Genomic DNA, 13697 nt, shown 5'->3' with positions numbered 1-13697 from the left:
GCCGCATCATCGCGGCTGGCGATGGCATTGTTTACGCTACCTTGAGCCGGTAGCGGAAGACGGTGTGGTCGAGCAGCAGCCGGATGCGCGGTTCGACTTCCGTCGCCACCAGCCAGCTCGCCGCGATCATGGTCGCGCCGATCACTGCCATCGACAGGAGATAAGGCAGTCCGGCCCCGACCATTGACCCGAGCATTGCCGCGCCGACGACGTCGTGGATCAGGTAGAGCGGATAGGTCATCAAGCCGATCCGGCGCCAGCCGCTCCAGCTGAGGTCGAGCCGCAGCGACCATGTCATGAGCGCGATGGCGCCGAGGAAGATCAGGATCGGCGGCGCATAGGGCATCACGGCATCGACCTTGATGCTGTGGACGTCGACCGAACTGGCGATCTGCAGCACGCCGCCGCCGAGGAACAGCAGGCAGAAGCCAAGGCGAGGCACCGTCAGCGCCTTGAACCGCATCAGCCAGAGCAGCACGCCGACCGCAAAGAAGCAGCCATGATGCACCAAAGTGAGCTGCAGCCAGCGCGTTTCGGCGAAGTCGGCCCAGCCGAGCGGATAATAGAGGCACCAGAACAGCGTGCTGACCAGGCCGATGGCGATGGCAACCGCTTCCATCAGATGGAAGCGGCCAAGCTGCAGCAGGATCCAGACGATGGCGTAGAAGGCGATCTCGATGCCGAGTGTCCAGTAGACGCTGTCCACCCAGGGACCATAGGGCGCGAACAGGCCGGTCCGGACCAGCCTGACCACTGCATCGGTCGGCCAGCTCAGGCCGATGAGCAGCAAAAGCACAGCGGTCACCGGCGCGCAGATCCAGACGGCTGGCGCCAGTCGCTTCCCCCTGGCTTCGAAGAACCGCAGCGGCGTCGATTTTTCGGCGCTGAAGGCGATGACGAAACCGCTGATGACGAAGAATATCTCGACGCCAACCCAGCCTGACCCGACCCAGGCGCCTATATCAGGTTGCGGGGGAACACCACCCGTGGCCTGCGCCGAGATGCCATCGGGATAGGCCCACACCCAGAAGCCATAGTGGTAGACCATCACAAGCACGGCGGCGAGAAAGCGAAGGATGTCGACGCCGCCAAACGTAATTTTCTGCTGAGCCATACCGCACCGTCGGATGGCCCCCCGCCCTCACTGTAGGGTGGCTTGCTGCATTGCACAATAAAAGTATTGCTTGCCGGTCAAGATTGGCCAACCGGCGAGGAAAGACTGCTCGGAACCACTCGCCGCATTGACCTCAAACGCCGATCCCGCGCGCCTTCATCGCCGCGGTAATCTCGTCGAGGATGGCCGGGTCGTCGATGGTCGCCGGCATCGTCCACTCTTCCTTGTCGGCGATCTTCTGCATGGTGCCGCGCAGGATCTTTCCCGACCGCGTCTTGGGCAGGCGCTTGATCGTCACCACAGTCTTGAAGGCCGCGACGGGCCCGATGCGCTCGCGCACCAGCGCGACGACCTCCTTCTCGATGGCGCTGCCGTCGCGCGTGACACCGGCGTTCAGCACCACGAAGCCAAGCGGAATTTGGCCTTTCATCGCATCGGCGATGCCGACGACAGCGCATTCGGCGACATCGGGATGGGCGGCCAGCACCTCTTCCATGGCGCCGGTCGACAGCCGGTGGCCGGCGACATTGATGATGTCGTCGGTGCGCGCCATCACATAGAGATAGCCATCCTCGTCGATCATGCCGGCATCGGCGGTCTTGTAGAAGCCGGGAAACTCATCGAGATAAGCTTGGCGGAACCGTTGGTCGGCGTTCCACAGCGTCGGCAGACAGCCGGCCGGTAGCGGCAATTTCACCACCACATTGCCCAGTGTCCCGCGCGGCACCTCGTGGCCGGCATCGTCGAGCACGCGGATGTCGTAGCCGGGCATCGGCACGCCGGGCGAGCCGTACTTCACCGGCAGCAGGCCAAGCCCGGCGGGATTGATGGTCATCGGCGAACCGGTCTCGGTCTGCCACCAATGGTCGACCACCGGCACATCCAGCTTCTGCTCCGCCCATTTGATGGTTTCGGGGTCGGCGCGCTCGCCGGCGAGGAACAGCGTGCGGAATTTCGACAAATCATATGTGGGAACGAATTCCCCCTTGGGATCCTGCCCCTTGATGGCGCGAAAGGCCGTCGGCGCGGTGAACAGCGCGACCACGCCATGGTCCGAGATGACCCGCCAGTAGGTGCCGGCATCCGGCGTGCCGATCGGCTTGCCTTCGAACAGGATGCTGGTGCAGCCATGCAGCAGCGGGCCGTAGACAATGTAGGAATGGCCGACCACCCAGCCGACATCGGACGCCGCCCAGAACACTTCGCCCGGTTTGACGCCGAACTCGTTTTCCATCGTCCATTTCAGCGCGACCATGTGGCCGCCATTGTCGCGCACGATGCCCTTGGGCTGGCCGGTCGTGCCTGACGTATAGATGATGTAGAGCGGATCGGTGGCCAGCACCGGCACGCAGTCGACATTGGCGCCGGCCGCCCGCTCGCGCGCAACGGCATCGGCATAGTCGATGTCGAAATGGTCTTTCAGGTCGCAGCGCAGCTGGTCGCGCTGCAGGATCAGGCAGGCGTCAGGCTTGTGGCGGGACATCTCGATCGCTCTGTCGAGCAGCGGCTTGTAGGCAACGATCCGGCCCGGCTCGAGGCCGCAGGATGCCGAGATGATCAGCTTCGGTTTTGCGTCATCGATGCGGGTGGCCAATTCATGCGAGGCAAAGCCGCCGAAGACGACCGAATGCACCGCGCCGATGCGGGCGCAGGCGAGCATGGCGATGGCCGCCTCCGCCACCATCGGCATGTAGATGATGACGCGGTCGCCCTTGCCGACGCCACGGTTCTTCAGCACCGAAGTCAGCGCCACCACCTCGCGCTTCAGCTCGGCATAGGTGAATTTTTTCACCGTTCCGGTGATGGCGCTGTCATAAATCAGCGCGATCTGGTCGGCGCGCCCGCCGGCGACATGCCGGTCGATCGCGTTGTAGCAGGTGTTGCAGGTCGCACCTGCGAACCAGCGCCCGTAGACGCCGGCGGTGGCATCGAACACCTTGTCCCAGGGCGAATACCAGTCGATGGCGACGGCCGCGTCCGCCCAGAATTGTTCCGGGTCGCGTTTCCAGCCGTCATAGACCTCGTGATAGCGTGAAGCCATCCGTAACCTCCCCAGGAACCATTTGCCGTCTTTGCCAACAGCCTATGCTGTTTTTTCCGGCGCTGTCTTCCCTGATTTTCGTCTGAACCGGTCCCGGCTTGACCCCTGGCGCGCCGTGTCGTGAAGTGAAGTCTTCTCGGGGGAGGATCTGAACAATGCGCCAGCCAGTGTCGATCATGGCAAAACCGGTGTTTGCGCTGACGATCGGCACAGTGTTCGCGATCTCCACCGCAACCGCTCTGGCCGGAGACGCCGCGGCAAGGCGCATCATCGGCTTCTCGCCCGATGGCAGCACTTTCGCCTTCGAGCAATATGGCCAGCTCGATGCCGGCGCCTCGGCTTCCGGCTATTCTGAGATCGATATCATCGACACGCGCACCGACGAATTCGTCGGCGGCAAGCCGATCCTGGTTGTCGACGAATCCGAGGAGACGACGCTGACGCTTGAACAGGCGAGGGCGCAAGCGGCCGCGAAGGCAAAACCCATCCTTGCCAAATATGCCATCGCATCGCGCGGCAAGCAGACGGCTTCCGACAAGTTCACCTTTCCGGGCGAGATGGTTGCCTACGCCGACATTTCCCGTCTCGAACAGGTGTCGCAGAAATGGCTTTCGCCGCTCTACGACGAGACCGAGGTTTCGATGATCCAGCTGGACCAGATCCTGGCCGCCAGCACGACCGATTGTTCAGCGAGTTTCGAAGAAGCGCAGCAAGGCGACCAGGCACAGGGTAACAAGACACTTCAGGGGGACAAGACTGGCAAGGCGCTCGGCTTCCGGCTGACGCTGCAGGGACAGGACGGCAAGCCGTTCAGGACCCTGCATGAAGACAAGGCCGTGCCGGGCTCGAGAAATTGCCCGACCTCTTACAGCCTGTCGGAATCCTATGAATACACACCATCCGGCAAACCGGCGGTGATTGTCGTGCTGGTACAGCGCTTCAGCCAGGGCTTTGAAGGGCGCGACCGCCGCTTCCTTGCCGTGACCGGCCAGCCCCGCTGAGAGGCCGGTCGATAGCCGTCAAGAGAGGTTCACCGTTTCACGGAAACGGCGACCCTCTCTAACTCTTTGTTTTTACGCAATTCCGGACGGAAAACCGGTCCCCACTTTTCCTGGAATTGCTCTGACGAACGGTATTCATTGGATAAATGTCGATCGCGCTAGATCGGCAGGGCCACAAGCATGAGGCCTACGCCGCCAAAGATCAAAATGGCTGCCGCCAGGGTTTTCCGATGACGTCCGAAAGTCGTCGGAGCCCGCTCCCAGTTGTAACGCATACGCTATCTCCCCAAAACCCCGGGAGTCCTTACCTTACTTAGGGGAAGAAATGCAACTGTCCGGCCCGTCAACACACTTGCCTAGGGCGTCATCGCGACGACTATTTCTGGGACGGTTTTCGGCCGGGAGCAGTTGAGGCTGCTTTCTGCGATCGGCAGGACTCCGTCGCAAAGGCAAAGCAGCGTGGGCCATCTCCCGGCCGGCCGATAGACAGCGCCGCACCACCGCGCTATCTCATTTCGGGGTTCTTGCAGGCTTGTTGGGGTTGGTGATGGAAATTGTCTCTGGAACGATTTTGCGGCTGGCGGACGACGCCTCGGTCCAGCATGTTGGCGACGGCGCCGTCGTGCTTCTGGCGCGCAGCGGCCAGCTTTATACCTGCAACGGCACGACCGAAGCCTTTCTCGACAAGGTGGATGGCGCGCGCAGCCTCGATCAGATCGTCGGCCTGCTTTGCGCGGAGTTCGAGGTCGACAAGGATACGCTCGATGAGGACATGTCGGCACTGGCCGCCGATCTGGTCTTGGAAGGCATCCTGGCCGCCCAGGCGCTTGATGGCCAAAGGTAAGGCTTGATGGCTGACGGTCCGCTCCTGCGTGCCCTGTTTCGCTGCCATCTCTGGGCAAGCGCGCGGCTGATGCCGGCCCTCATTGCCAAGCGCAGCTTCGAGGACGTGCTGAAATGGGCTCCGCTCGCCTCCTCGACACCCTATCGCGGCCTGCCCGCCGCCTACATAGTCGCCCGCGTCAACCGAGCCGTGCGCCACCCCTGGCTGATGCGTGACCGCAGATGCCTGCGCGAAGGCCTGCTCGGCCATCGTTTCCTGCGCCTCGCCGGCTTCGATCCGGAACTGCGTTTCGGCGTCGATCCGAAGTCGCTGCAGACGCCACGCGTCTCGGCGCATTGCTGGGTCTGCCTCGACGGCAGGCCGGTGGTCAGTGACAGCCTTCCTGGCATGGTCGAGATCTATCGCCATCATGCCGATGCCTCAAAGGCGCGCCCAGCTTGACCAGGCCTTCAGCATGCTATGGCCTCAACGGCCAGGTCCTCGGCATATCAGCCGAACGCCCCGAGCTGTGGCAGGATTTCGACAGGATGCTGGGCATCCTGCGCATCGAAGGCGCCGTCAAGCCGGGCTTTCGCCTCGATATCACCGAGGCGGATGTTCTGGACGAGGCACCCGGCGGATTGCTCGTCTTCGACGGCGAGATACCGGAAGACGGCTATTGCCGGATGGTGACCGACGGCAGCACCACCCATCTCGTCTTTCCCGGGCGCCAGACCGTTGCCATCAATGACGAGGAAGGTTGGGCTGAATTGCGGGTTCGCCCTGGTGCCAAAACCGCCTGGACGCCGTCGATGCTGGTGCTGGACGCCGCACTCGACGCCGGCGGCCAGCATATGCTGCACACGGCCGGGCTGACGTTGCCGGGCCACGATGCCGTCGTGCTGATCCATGCGCCGAGCGGCACCGGCAAGACCACGACCTCGCTGGCGCTGGCAACACAAGGCTTTGGCCTATGCTCCGACGATGCCATGATCCTGAACCCGGCCTCGGACAAGCCCCTGGCCTGGGGTCTGCCGCGCCACGTCAAGATCCACCAGAAGACCGCCGAAATGATCCCGCAAGTGTCGCCCTGCCTTGGCCCGTCATGGGACAGGAATGGCGAACAGGCCGTTTCGCTGGAGCGGTTGAGCGAGATCGTCCGCATCGAAAGCCCGATCGCCCGGCCGGTGGCGGCCTTGCTGCACCTGGCGCGCTCCGCCGACAGGGAAACCCGGCTCGTGCCCATGGCCCGGACCGACGCGATGGTGGCGCTGGCGATGGACAATGTCCGCACCGGCATGACCGGCCTGCTGCCGCTGCAGAAGCGCCGGCTGGCGACGATCGGCAGACTGGTCTCCTCTGTGCCGACCCTCACGCTGGAAGTGGGCGTACGCCCTGCCGACGCGGCAGCGCTGATCATCGCTACATTGACCGAGCAGGGCTGAACCGGAGGTTCAGGCGGCGTACGTCTTCCTTGTTAGACGCAATTCCGGAGTTAGACGCAATTCCGGACGGAAAACCGTTTCACACTTTTCCTGGAATTGCTCTCGCCTTCGCCAGCCGCTGGATCCAGCGGAAGGCATCGCGGCGCAGGCGCGAGCCGATCTTCTCCCGGGAATTGACCCGGAGCAGCGTGTTCGTCGTGATCAGCCGTTTGGCCAGCCGTATCGACAGGTCCGGCTTGATCCGGCCGGCGAGTTCAAGCGAGCGGTCCTCGCCGAACAACTCGCCGGTCACATTGAGCACGATCGCCAGTTCGAGCTCGATACCGGTCATGCGGGCGGCGTCGAGCAGGCGGGTTTCCGATTCGGCTGATTGCAGCGCCCGCACCCCTTGCAGCACATCGACGCAAAGCTGCAGCCGGTGGAATTTGTGGCCACCGGCGGCGTGCACGATGGCGATCGTCAGAAGCGCTGCCGGCGTGTCCGTCGCATCGCCGTCGACAATGCCCAGTTCGCGGAATCCCAGAGACAGGCGCCGCCGCATGCCCGTGTCATGCACCAGGTCGCCATGCAACTCGACCAGCAGGCTGGAATTCTCCTTTTCCAGCCATTTGAATTCCTGCAGCTGGTAGGATTCGGCCTCATTGCTGCCGAGCTCGAAACCGCATGCCGCGATCACCTGGTTTGCCCGCGCCAGATTGGCGGGCTCGACCAGGATGTCGATATCGGTGAACGGCCGGTCGGATACGTTTCGATAGAGCTTTCGCGCGAAGACCGGTCCCTTGACGATCCGTGCCGGAATGCCTTGCGCCGCCATCCCCTTCATGATCCGGTCGCCATGATATTGCAGCAGCATCGACTGGCCGGTCGCGATCGTCGCTTTCTGGCGCAGCTCGTATAGCTTCTCCCGCAAGCCGGCGTCCGGCGGCAGATGCACGTCGCCACGCTCCTGCAATTTGCGCAGCATGATCGGCAGGATGCCGTGGAATTCGGCATTGTCGAGCAGCGCCGACAGAGCCTTTGCCGACAATTCTTCGCCGACTGCCGCAGCCTCCGGATCGGCAAAGCGCAGCAGCAGTCTTTCTTCAGCGGAGGTGAGGGATTGCAGCATCAACCGGACAAATGTTGCGTGGATTGTCCGGAATGGTTGCAGAAAAGCGTGGACGAAGCCAGCCTCACATGCCCCAGCGCAATGCCGCCGTGTGGACAGGCGCGTCCCACCACCCGGTCATCTCGTCATCGAGCATGGTCAGCGTGATCGAGCAGCCGGCCATGTCGAGTGAGGTGACATAGCTACCGACCAGCGAGCGGGTTACCGTCACGCCGTGCTTCTCTAAAATTCTTCGCGCGCTGTTGTACATCAGATAGAGCTCCATCAGCGGCGTGCCGCCGAAGCCGTTGACGAACAGCAGCGCCGGACCCTTCGCCCTGTCACCGAGATCGCCCAGGATCGCGGCGCAGATCTCCTCGGCAATCGCGTCAGCGCTCTTCAAGGCGTCGCGGCGGCGACCGGGTTCGCCATGGATACCGACGCCGAATTCCATTTCACCGTCACCGATGTCAAAGGTCGGCTTGCCGGCGGCCGGTACAGTGCCACTGGTCAGCGCCACACCCATCGAGCGGGTGGCAGCGTTGACGCGTTCGCCCAGCGCCTTCAACGGCTTCAGCACCAGGCCATGCTCGGCCGCCGCTCCGACGATCTTTTCCACCACCAGCGTGCCGGCGACGCCACGTCGGCCGGTCGTATAGGATGAATTCTCGACGGCGACGTCGTCATTGGTCACCACCTGCAGGACGCCATCAGACATTTCCGCCGCCATGTCGAAGTTCATCACATCGCCCTCGTAATTCTTGACGATGAACAGGCAGCCTGCGCCGGTGTCGACGGCCTGAGCCGCCGCCAGCATCTGGTCCGGCGTCGGCGAGGTGAACACCTGGCCCGGGCAGGCGGCGTCCAGCATGCCGTGGCCGACAAAGCCGCCATGCAGCGGCTCATGGCCGGAGCCACCGCCGGAGATCAGCGCCACCTTGCCCGGCCGCAAGGTCTTGCGGCGGACGAATTTGTGCTCCTCGCCAAGCACCAGGATATCGGCATGGGCGGCCACGAAACCGTCGAGGCTCTCGGTCAGCACCGTGTCCACCGCGTTCATAAATTTCTTCATGGCGTCCTCCCAAACAGCCCGGCAACAAGTGGTCAGCCGCCACCCTTGCCGGCGATGCTGGTGATCTTCTGGATGAATTCGTTGATCGCCCGGTCGAGCGCTGCGTTCTGCTTGTCGTCGCCGAAATCCGGCACGACAAGCGAAACATGCCGCGTCTTGCGCATGCCTGCCGCGATCGACATTTTTCCCGGATGTGCCTGGTGGTAGGCGGCGAGGAACTGATCCCGCTCGGCCGGGCTGAAATGGCAGACGGAAAAGATCGAAGGCAGATGTTTCGAGGGGATAGGGATCGTATAGGCAGGGCTCGAAATCTGCGTCACGAAACTGCGGTGCTTGCCGAGCGCGTCGGCAAGGCGCTGGCGCATACCGGACGGGCGCTGATCGATGACCTGCGACAGGATCGTCTTGTAAGCGCGGATCGCCTCTTCGGAACCGGGTACGGGTTTGATGTCAACCATGCCAGCCGCGCCTAAACCGAAACGTCTGCGATGGCCGCCTTGGCCATGGCGAGTTGCGCCGGTGCGACGGACAGATCGCGCAAGCCGGCGTCGAGCAGCGCCGGGATCGCAGTGGGATCGCCGCCGGCATCGCCGCACAGGCTGACAGGAATGCCGTTTTCCCGTCCAAAGGCCGTGACCGAGCCGATCAACCGCAGCACCGCCGGATGGCGAACTGAATTTAAATGGGCGACAGTAGCGTTGTCCCGCGCGGCCGCCATCACATATTGCGTCAGGTCGTTGGAGCCGATCGAGAAGAAGGCGACGCCGGTGAATGCCTCCGGCGCGATCGCCACCGACGGCACCTCGACCATGATGCCGAGCGGCGGCATCTCTTGTGCGATGCCGCGCGCGGCAAGGGCTGCCTGTTCTTCAGCGAACAGAGCGGCCGCGCGCTCATACTCCTCGGCCATGGCGATCATCGGAAACATGACCCTGAGATTGCCGTGTGGCGAGGCGCGCAGCAATGCCCTGATCTGGACGCGAAAAATGTCGAGCCGCGCCAGCGACAGCCTGATGCCGCGCAGCCCGAGGAACGGATTGCCTTCCTCGATGGTGAAGCCCGGCACCGGCTTGTCGCCGCCGGCATCGACGGTGCGGATCGTCACCGGTTTGTCGCCGGCCCATTCCAGCACCTTGCGATAGGCGCGGTACTGCGTCTCCTCATCCGGCAATGTCTTGCCGAACAGGAATTCGGTGCGCATCAGGCCGACACCGTCGCAGGTCGCGATGTCGATGCTGTCGACGTCGGACGGGTCGGCGATGTTGACCTGCACGCGCACCGCCGTGCCGGCCTTGGTCACCGCCGGCCGCGCCAGAAAACTCCGCGCCTTGCCCTGGCGGGCGGCGAAGGAAGAGGACGACTGCCGGAAAGAACCGATCTCCGCCGGCGAGGGGGCCAGAACGATACTGCCGTGCTCGGCGTCGAGCAGCGCCATGCCGGCAAGACTGGCAGGTGGTTCGCGCAGCCCCACCACCATCGGCACACCACGTGAGCGCGCCAGCATGGCCACATGGCTGGCCGTGCTGCCCGCCTTCAGCGCGATGCCGCCGCCATTGCTCCAGTCGGTTTCGAGAAAGCGCGTCGGCGCGATGTCCTCGCCGCAGAGGATGGCACCGGAAGGTGCTGTGCTGCCACCGTCCTCGGTCAGGGCGCGCAGCACCTGGTCCCTGATATCGCGCAAATCCGTGGCGCGGGCACGAAAATAGTCCTGGTCCGAGGCCTCGTAGCCGGCGATTTCGGCATCGAGTACCTGCCGCCAGGCCGCGTCGGCGGCCCGCCCGGACGCGATCGACGCGAAGGCGGGTCCGCTCAGTGCGTCGTCCTCCAGCATGGCGATGTGGAATTCGAGTATGCCGGCGGCGTCGCTGTCGGCGGTTTCGACCATAGCCGAAAGCCGGTTCACGGCCTTGCCGATCGCGGCTTGCAGCGATGTCTTCTCTTCCGCTGATGTGGCCTTGCTTGCGTAGACGGTCGGCGGCCGGTCGAGGTCGAACAGCGGTCCCTCTGCATAGCCGGCCGAGGCCGGAACACCCTCAATCCGCATGGCCCGCATTCCTTGCGGGCCGGCGAAGAAGCGCGCCAGCTTCAAGCCGAGCGGACATGACCGGCGTCCTCATCGAAATCGCGCTGCACCAGGTCGATCAGTGCGCGCACGGCATCATCGGCGCCATTGCCGCTGGCCCTGATGTGCAGCACCGTGCCCTTCGGCGCCTTGGCCGCCATCACCTTGACGATGCTCTTGGCGTCGAACCAGGGGCCGTTGGCGGCAAGCGCGATCTCCACGTCGGCGGCAAAGGTCTTGGCCAGCTTGGTGAACTTCACCGAGGGACGCGCATGCAGGCCCACATCGTGGGTGATCAGGACGGTCGCTTCGGCGGCTGCGGACATTTCAGAAATCCCGTTCACTCACGACGGCGACAATTCGTGCGCCGTCGCCACCACTTCCTTCAGCGAGGCGCCGCCGGAGGATTCGGTCGCGGCCATCACCGCGCCCTCGACGATCGGCGCGTTGCAGACAATGATCTTCTGCGCACGCGGCTCGCCGATCATCTCCACCGCCATTTCCGAGTTGGTCTCGGCGCCGCCGAGATCGACCAGGATGGCAACACCGGCTTCCGACCAGGCCTTGTCGATGGCGCCCATGATCGCCTCGACATTGGTGCCGAGCCCGCCATGGCCGTTTCCGCCGCACCATGCAAGCGGCACTTCGTCGCCCACCATCTGGCGTACCATGTCGGCCGTGCCCTCCGCGACCAGCGGCGAATGCGACACGATCACGATCCCGACATTGCTCATGCGCTTTCCCCGATCGCTTGCCCCAATGTGCGCACCAGCAGCGCTGTCGAGCGCGCGCCGGCATCCATATGGCCGATAGAGCGGTCGCCAAGGAACGAGGCGCGGCCGCGCAGCGCTTTCATCGGCACAGTCGCCTTGGCGGCAGCGTCGGCTATGTCGGCGATTTCCGCCGCCGTCTTGCCGCCGGCCAAGGCGTCATGCACCGGCTGCAGCACATCGAGCATGGTTTTTTGGCCGACCTGTGACTTGCCGCGCGCGGCCACCGCTTCGATCGCCTTGCCGAAGGCAGCCGTCAAATTGGCGCGATCGGGGTCTGCCGAAATCTCCTTGCCGAGCGCCATGAACAATGTGCCGAACAGCGGGCCGGAAGCGCCGCCCACCGTCATCACCAATTTGGTGCCGATCGCCTTCAGGGCGTCTGGCAACGGCTTTGCGGCGAACGCGTCAGCCTCCGCCCGCACGGCCTCGAAGCCGCGCTTCATGTTCAGCCCATGGTCGCCGTCACCGATTGCCTGGTCGAGCGCCGTCAATTCCTCGGCGTGAGCGGCAATTGTATCGGCGGTGGCCGCGATCAGCCCGGCAAGGTTCAACGCCGCCATATCGCCCAAAGTCCCGGTTTCCACTTTGCCGGCAGTAGCGAAAGAATGGTCATTCGACAACTGGTGCATGCGTCAGGCCGTAACGAGCAGCGTGGCGGCGGCCGCGAACACTTCAGCCACCGCATGGGCGCCGGGGTCGACCACGCCTTGCAATTTGGTGCCGACATAGGCGGATCGTCCGGCCTTTGCCTTCTCCATGGCGGCCGTCGCCTCGGCACCGCGCCGGGCGGCCGCCGCTGCTTCTTCCAGCCCGTTGGCGTCGAGCGCTTTCAACGCTGGCTCCAGGGCATCGACCATGGTGCGATCACCCGGTTTGGCGCCGCCGTAGAAAGTCATCCGCTCAAGTCCGGCAAGCAGTGCCCCGGACAAGCTGGCCCCTCCGCCGAGGGCCTGTGCCGCCGCAGTGAAGAAGATCGACAGCAGCACGCCGCTCGAGCCGCCCATCGACGCGCTCAATATGTCGCCTATCGCGCCAAGGGTTGCCGTGGGGCTGGCCAATGCCAGGGCATCAAGCCGTTCCAGGATGCTGCGCGCACCGGTCGCCACCGTCGAGCCGGTGTCGCCGTCGCCCGCCTTGGCGTCGAGCCCGTTCAATGTCGCTTCGAGCGAGATCAGTCTTTCGCAGACCGTGACGATCAGGCGCCTGGTGCCGGCATCCTGGCTGGCCTTGCGTGCAGCGCTCTGTCCGGCTGCTTTCGCCATCGGTACGATGGCTGGTGCCACGACCGGCTTTGCCGGCATCCAGGCATGCGGGCCGACTGGCGCCAGCAGGGCCGCCTCGCGCGCCGCATCGAGCCGGATCAGCGACAGCGAAAAGCCGTTCATATTGAGTGCCGTCATCAGCGGGCCGGGACCGATCGTCAGCTTGACGGTCTTGGCCAGCGGCGAGGCCAGCACCGCATTGGCAACCAGCGACATTTCGAGCGGCGGCACCGCGCCGAGATTGTTGATCAGCAAGGCATGGCTGGCCTTCGGATCGAGCCGCGCCGCCAGGCGCTCCGCCATGATCGCGACCAGTCGGTCAGCGCTTTGCACCGCGATGCGTTCGACGCCGGGCTCGCCATGGATGCCGAGACCGAGCTCGCCATCATTTTCGCCGAACCTGTCCTCATGCGGCTGGCCGGGGATCGAGCAGGACGACAGCGACATGCCGAGCGAAACAATGTCCTTCGCCGCCGCCCGCGCCGCCGCAGCGATATCGGTCAGATCGAGGCCGGCCTCCGACAGATGCCCCGCGATCTTGTGCACGAACAGGGTGCCGGCAACACCGCGCGGCTGGGTGATGTCGGGCAGCGCGATATCGTCGGCGACGATCACCATTTCGACGCGAAAGCCCTCGGCGCGCGCCTTCTCGGCGGCCAGGCCGAAATTGAGCCGGTCGCCGGTGTAGTTCTTGACGATCAGCAGGCAGCCGGCCGGGCCGGTGACGGCGCGAATGGCCGCCAGCACCGCTTCGACGCTCGGCGAGGCAAAGATCTCACCCGAAACCGCCGCCGTCAGCATGCCCTTGCCGACAAAGCCGGCATGCGAGGGTTCGTGCCCCGCACCACCGCCGGAAACGACGCTGACCTTCGACTTGTCCCAGTCGGCGCGCAGCACGACCTTGATCTCGGGATAGCCGTCGAGGCGCGCGAGATCGCCTGAGCCAATCGTGCGCAACAGGCCGTCCAGCGCCTCGGTGACGATCGTTTCCCTGCGGTTGAAAAAGTGCTTCATCGA

Annotated in this window: 14 protein-coding genes; 4 read left to right on the top strand and 10 right to left on the bottom strand. The window is 64.3% G+C overall.

The window, feature by feature from the left end; translation table 11 throughout:
- Nucleotides 1-31: 31 nt before the first annotated feature.
- Nucleotides 32-1114, bottom strand: a complete 1083-nt coding sequence (locus DBIPINDM_RS13465) for an acyltransferase family protein (RefSeq protein ID WP_258587714.1) — start codon at nt 1112-1114, stop codon at nt 32-34.
- A 133-nt stretch (nt 1115-1247) separates the two neighbouring features.
- Complete coding sequence (locus DBIPINDM_RS13460; RefSeq protein WP_258587713.1) at nt 1248-3155, bottom strand: propionyl-CoA synthetase; 1908 nt, start codon at nt 3153-3155, stop codon at nt 1248-1250.
- A 155-nt stretch (nt 3156-3310) separates the two neighbouring features.
- Here DBIPINDM_RS13460 and DBIPINDM_RS13455 point away from each other — a divergent pair, with 155 nt between their 5' ends.
- The 4 genes from DBIPINDM_RS13455 to DBIPINDM_RS13440 all read left to right on the top strand — a co-directional run bounded on the left by DBIPINDM_RS13455 (nt 3311) and on the right by DBIPINDM_RS13440 (nt 6424).
- A complete protein-coding gene (locus tag DBIPINDM_RS13455) occupies nt 3311-4156 on the top strand; it encodes a DUF2259 domain-containing protein (protein ID WP_258587712.1) in 846 nt (281 codons plus the stop codon).
- A 547-nt stretch (nt 4157-4703) separates the two neighbouring features.
- Complete coding sequence (locus DBIPINDM_RS13450) at nt 4704-5000, top strand: PqqD family protein (protein WP_258587711.1); 297 nt, start codon at nt 4704-4706, stop codon at nt 4998-5000.
- A 6-nt stretch (nt 5001-5006) separates the two neighbouring features.
- Nucleotides 5007-5441, top strand: a complete 435-nt coding sequence (locus DBIPINDM_RS13445) for a lasso peptide biosynthesis B2 protein (RefSeq protein ID WP_258587710.1) — start codon at nt 5007-5009, stop codon at nt 5439-5441.
- The gene (locus DBIPINDM_RS13440) at nt 5438-6424 is read left to right on the top strand and encodes a serine kinase (RefSeq protein ID WP_258587709.1); all 987 of its coding nucleotides are present in this window, start codon (nt 5438-5440) and stop codon (nt 6422-6424) included. The genes DBIPINDM_RS13445 and DBIPINDM_RS13440 overlap by 4 nt, the downstream gene beginning before the upstream one ends.
- A gap of 79 nt (nt 6425-6503) precedes the next feature.
- On the opposite strand, the gene DBIPINDM_RS13435 is transcribed toward DBIPINDM_RS13440, so the two are convergent.
- The 8 genes from DBIPINDM_RS13435 to DBIPINDM_RS13400 all read right to left on the bottom strand — a co-directional run bounded on the left by DBIPINDM_RS13435 (nt 6504) and on the right by DBIPINDM_RS13400 (nt 13694).
- Nucleotides 6504-7532: a nucleotidyltransferase family protein gene (locus DBIPINDM_RS13435; protein ID WP_258587708.1), complete on the bottom strand. Its 1029-nt coding sequence runs from the start codon at nt 7530-7532 to the stop codon at nt 6504-6506.
- Between the two features lie 64 nt (nt 7533-7596).
- Nucleotides 7597-8583: a dihydroxyacetone kinase subunit DhaK gene (gene dhaK, locus DBIPINDM_RS13430; protein WP_258587707.1), complete on the bottom strand. Its 987-nt coding sequence runs from the start codon at nt 8581-8583 to the stop codon at nt 7597-7599.
- A 32-nt stretch (nt 8584-8615) separates the two neighbouring features.
- On the bottom strand, nt 8616-9041 hold the full coding sequence (locus tag DBIPINDM_RS13425) for a hypothetical protein (RefSeq protein WP_258587706.1): 426 nt from the start codon (nt 9039-9041) through the stop codon (nt 8616-8618).
- Nucleotides 9042-9052: 11 nt separating this feature from the next.
- Complete coding sequence (gene ptsP / locus DBIPINDM_RS13420; RefSeq protein ID WP_258587705.1) at nt 9053-10627, bottom strand: phosphoenolpyruvate--protein phosphotransferase; 1575 nt, start codon at nt 10625-10627, stop codon at nt 9053-9055.
- Nucleotides 10628-10668: 41 nt separating this feature from the next.
- Entirely contained in the window at nt 10669-10971 is a 303-nt protein-coding gene (locus DBIPINDM_RS13415; protein WP_183455737.1) for an HPr family phosphocarrier protein, read from the bottom strand.
- A gap of 18 nt (nt 10972-10989) precedes the next feature.
- Nucleotides 10990-11379, bottom strand: coding sequence for a dihydroxyacetone kinase phosphoryl donor subunit DhaM (gene dhaM / locus DBIPINDM_RS13410; RefSeq protein ID WP_010913108.1), 390 nt, complete (start codon nt 11377-11379; stop codon nt 10990-10992).
- Complete coding sequence (gene dhaL / locus DBIPINDM_RS13405; RefSeq protein ID WP_258587704.1) at nt 11376-11978, bottom strand: dihydroxyacetone kinase subunit DhaL; 603 nt, start codon at nt 11976-11978, stop codon at nt 11376-11378. Before dhaL ends, dhaM begins: the two co-directional genes overlap by 4 nt.
- A gap of 72 nt (nt 11979-12050) precedes the next feature.
- Entirely contained in the window at nt 12051-13694 is a 1644-nt protein-coding gene (locus DBIPINDM_RS13400) for a dihydroxyacetone kinase subunit DhaK (protein ID WP_258587703.1), read from the bottom strand.
- Nucleotides 13695-13697 lie beyond the last annotated feature (3 nt).

The sequence above is a fragment of the Mesorhizobium sp. AR02 genome, from assembly GCF_024746835.1.
Taxonomy (GTDB): Bacteria; Pseudomonadota; Alphaproteobacteria; order Rhizobiales; family Rhizobiaceae; genus Mesorhizobium.
Note: the sequence above shows the minus strand (reverse complement) of the source record. Positions and strands in the feature narration are given on the sequence as shown.

Bases quoted from the DNA above. Each gene is read 5' to 3' on its own strand.
- DBIPINDM_RS13460 (WP_258587713.1), bottom strand. From the start codon at position 3,155: ATGGCTTCACGCTATCACGAGGTCTATGACGGCTGGAAACGCGACCCG.
- DBIPINDM_RS13415 (WP_183455737.1), bottom strand. From the start codon at position 10,971: ATGTCCGCAGCCGCCGAAGCGACCGTCCTGATCACCCACGATGTGGGC.
- dhaM (WP_010913108.1), bottom strand. From the start codon at position 11,379: ATGAGCAATGTCGGGATCGTGATCGTGTCGCATTCGCCGCTGGTCGCG.
- ptsP (WP_258587705.1), bottom strand. From the start codon at position 10,627: ATGCGGATTGAGGGTGTTCCGGCCTCGGCCGGCTATGCAGAGGGACCG.
- DBIPINDM_RS13450 (WP_258587711.1), top strand. From the start codon at position 4,704: ATGGAAATTGTCTCTGGAACGATTTTGCGGCTGGCGGACGACGCCTCG.
- DBIPINDM_RS13400 (WP_258587703.1), bottom strand. From the start codon at position 13,694: ATGAAGCACTTTTTCAACCGCAGGGAAACGATCGTCACCGAGGCGCTG.
- DBIPINDM_RS13445 (WP_258587710.1), top strand. From the start codon at position 5,007: ATGGCTGACGGTCCGCTCCTGCGTGCCCTGTTTCGCTGCCATCTCTGG.
- DBIPINDM_RS13455 (WP_258587712.1), top strand. From the start codon at position 3,311: ATGCGCCAGCCAGTGTCGATCATGGCAAAACCGGTGTTTGCGCTGACG.
- dhaL (WP_258587704.1), bottom strand. From the start codon at position 11,978: ATGGCGGCGTTGAACCTTGCCGGGCTGATCGCGGCCACCGCCGATACA.
- DBIPINDM_RS13465 (WP_258587714.1), bottom strand. From the start codon at position 1,114: ATGGCTCAGCAGAAAATTACGTTTGGCGGCGTCGACATCCTTCGCTTT.
- DBIPINDM_RS13435 (WP_258587708.1), bottom strand. From the start codon at position 7,532: ATGCTGCAATCCCTCACCTCCGCTGAAGAAAGACTGCTGCTGCGCTTT.
- DBIPINDM_RS13425 (WP_258587706.1), bottom strand. From the start codon at position 9,041: ATGGTTGACATCAAACCCGTACCCGGTTCCGAAGAGGCGATCCGCGCT.
- dhaK (WP_258587707.1), bottom strand. From the start codon at position 8,583: ATGAAGAAATTTATGAACGCGGTGGACACGGTGCTGACCGAGAGCCTC.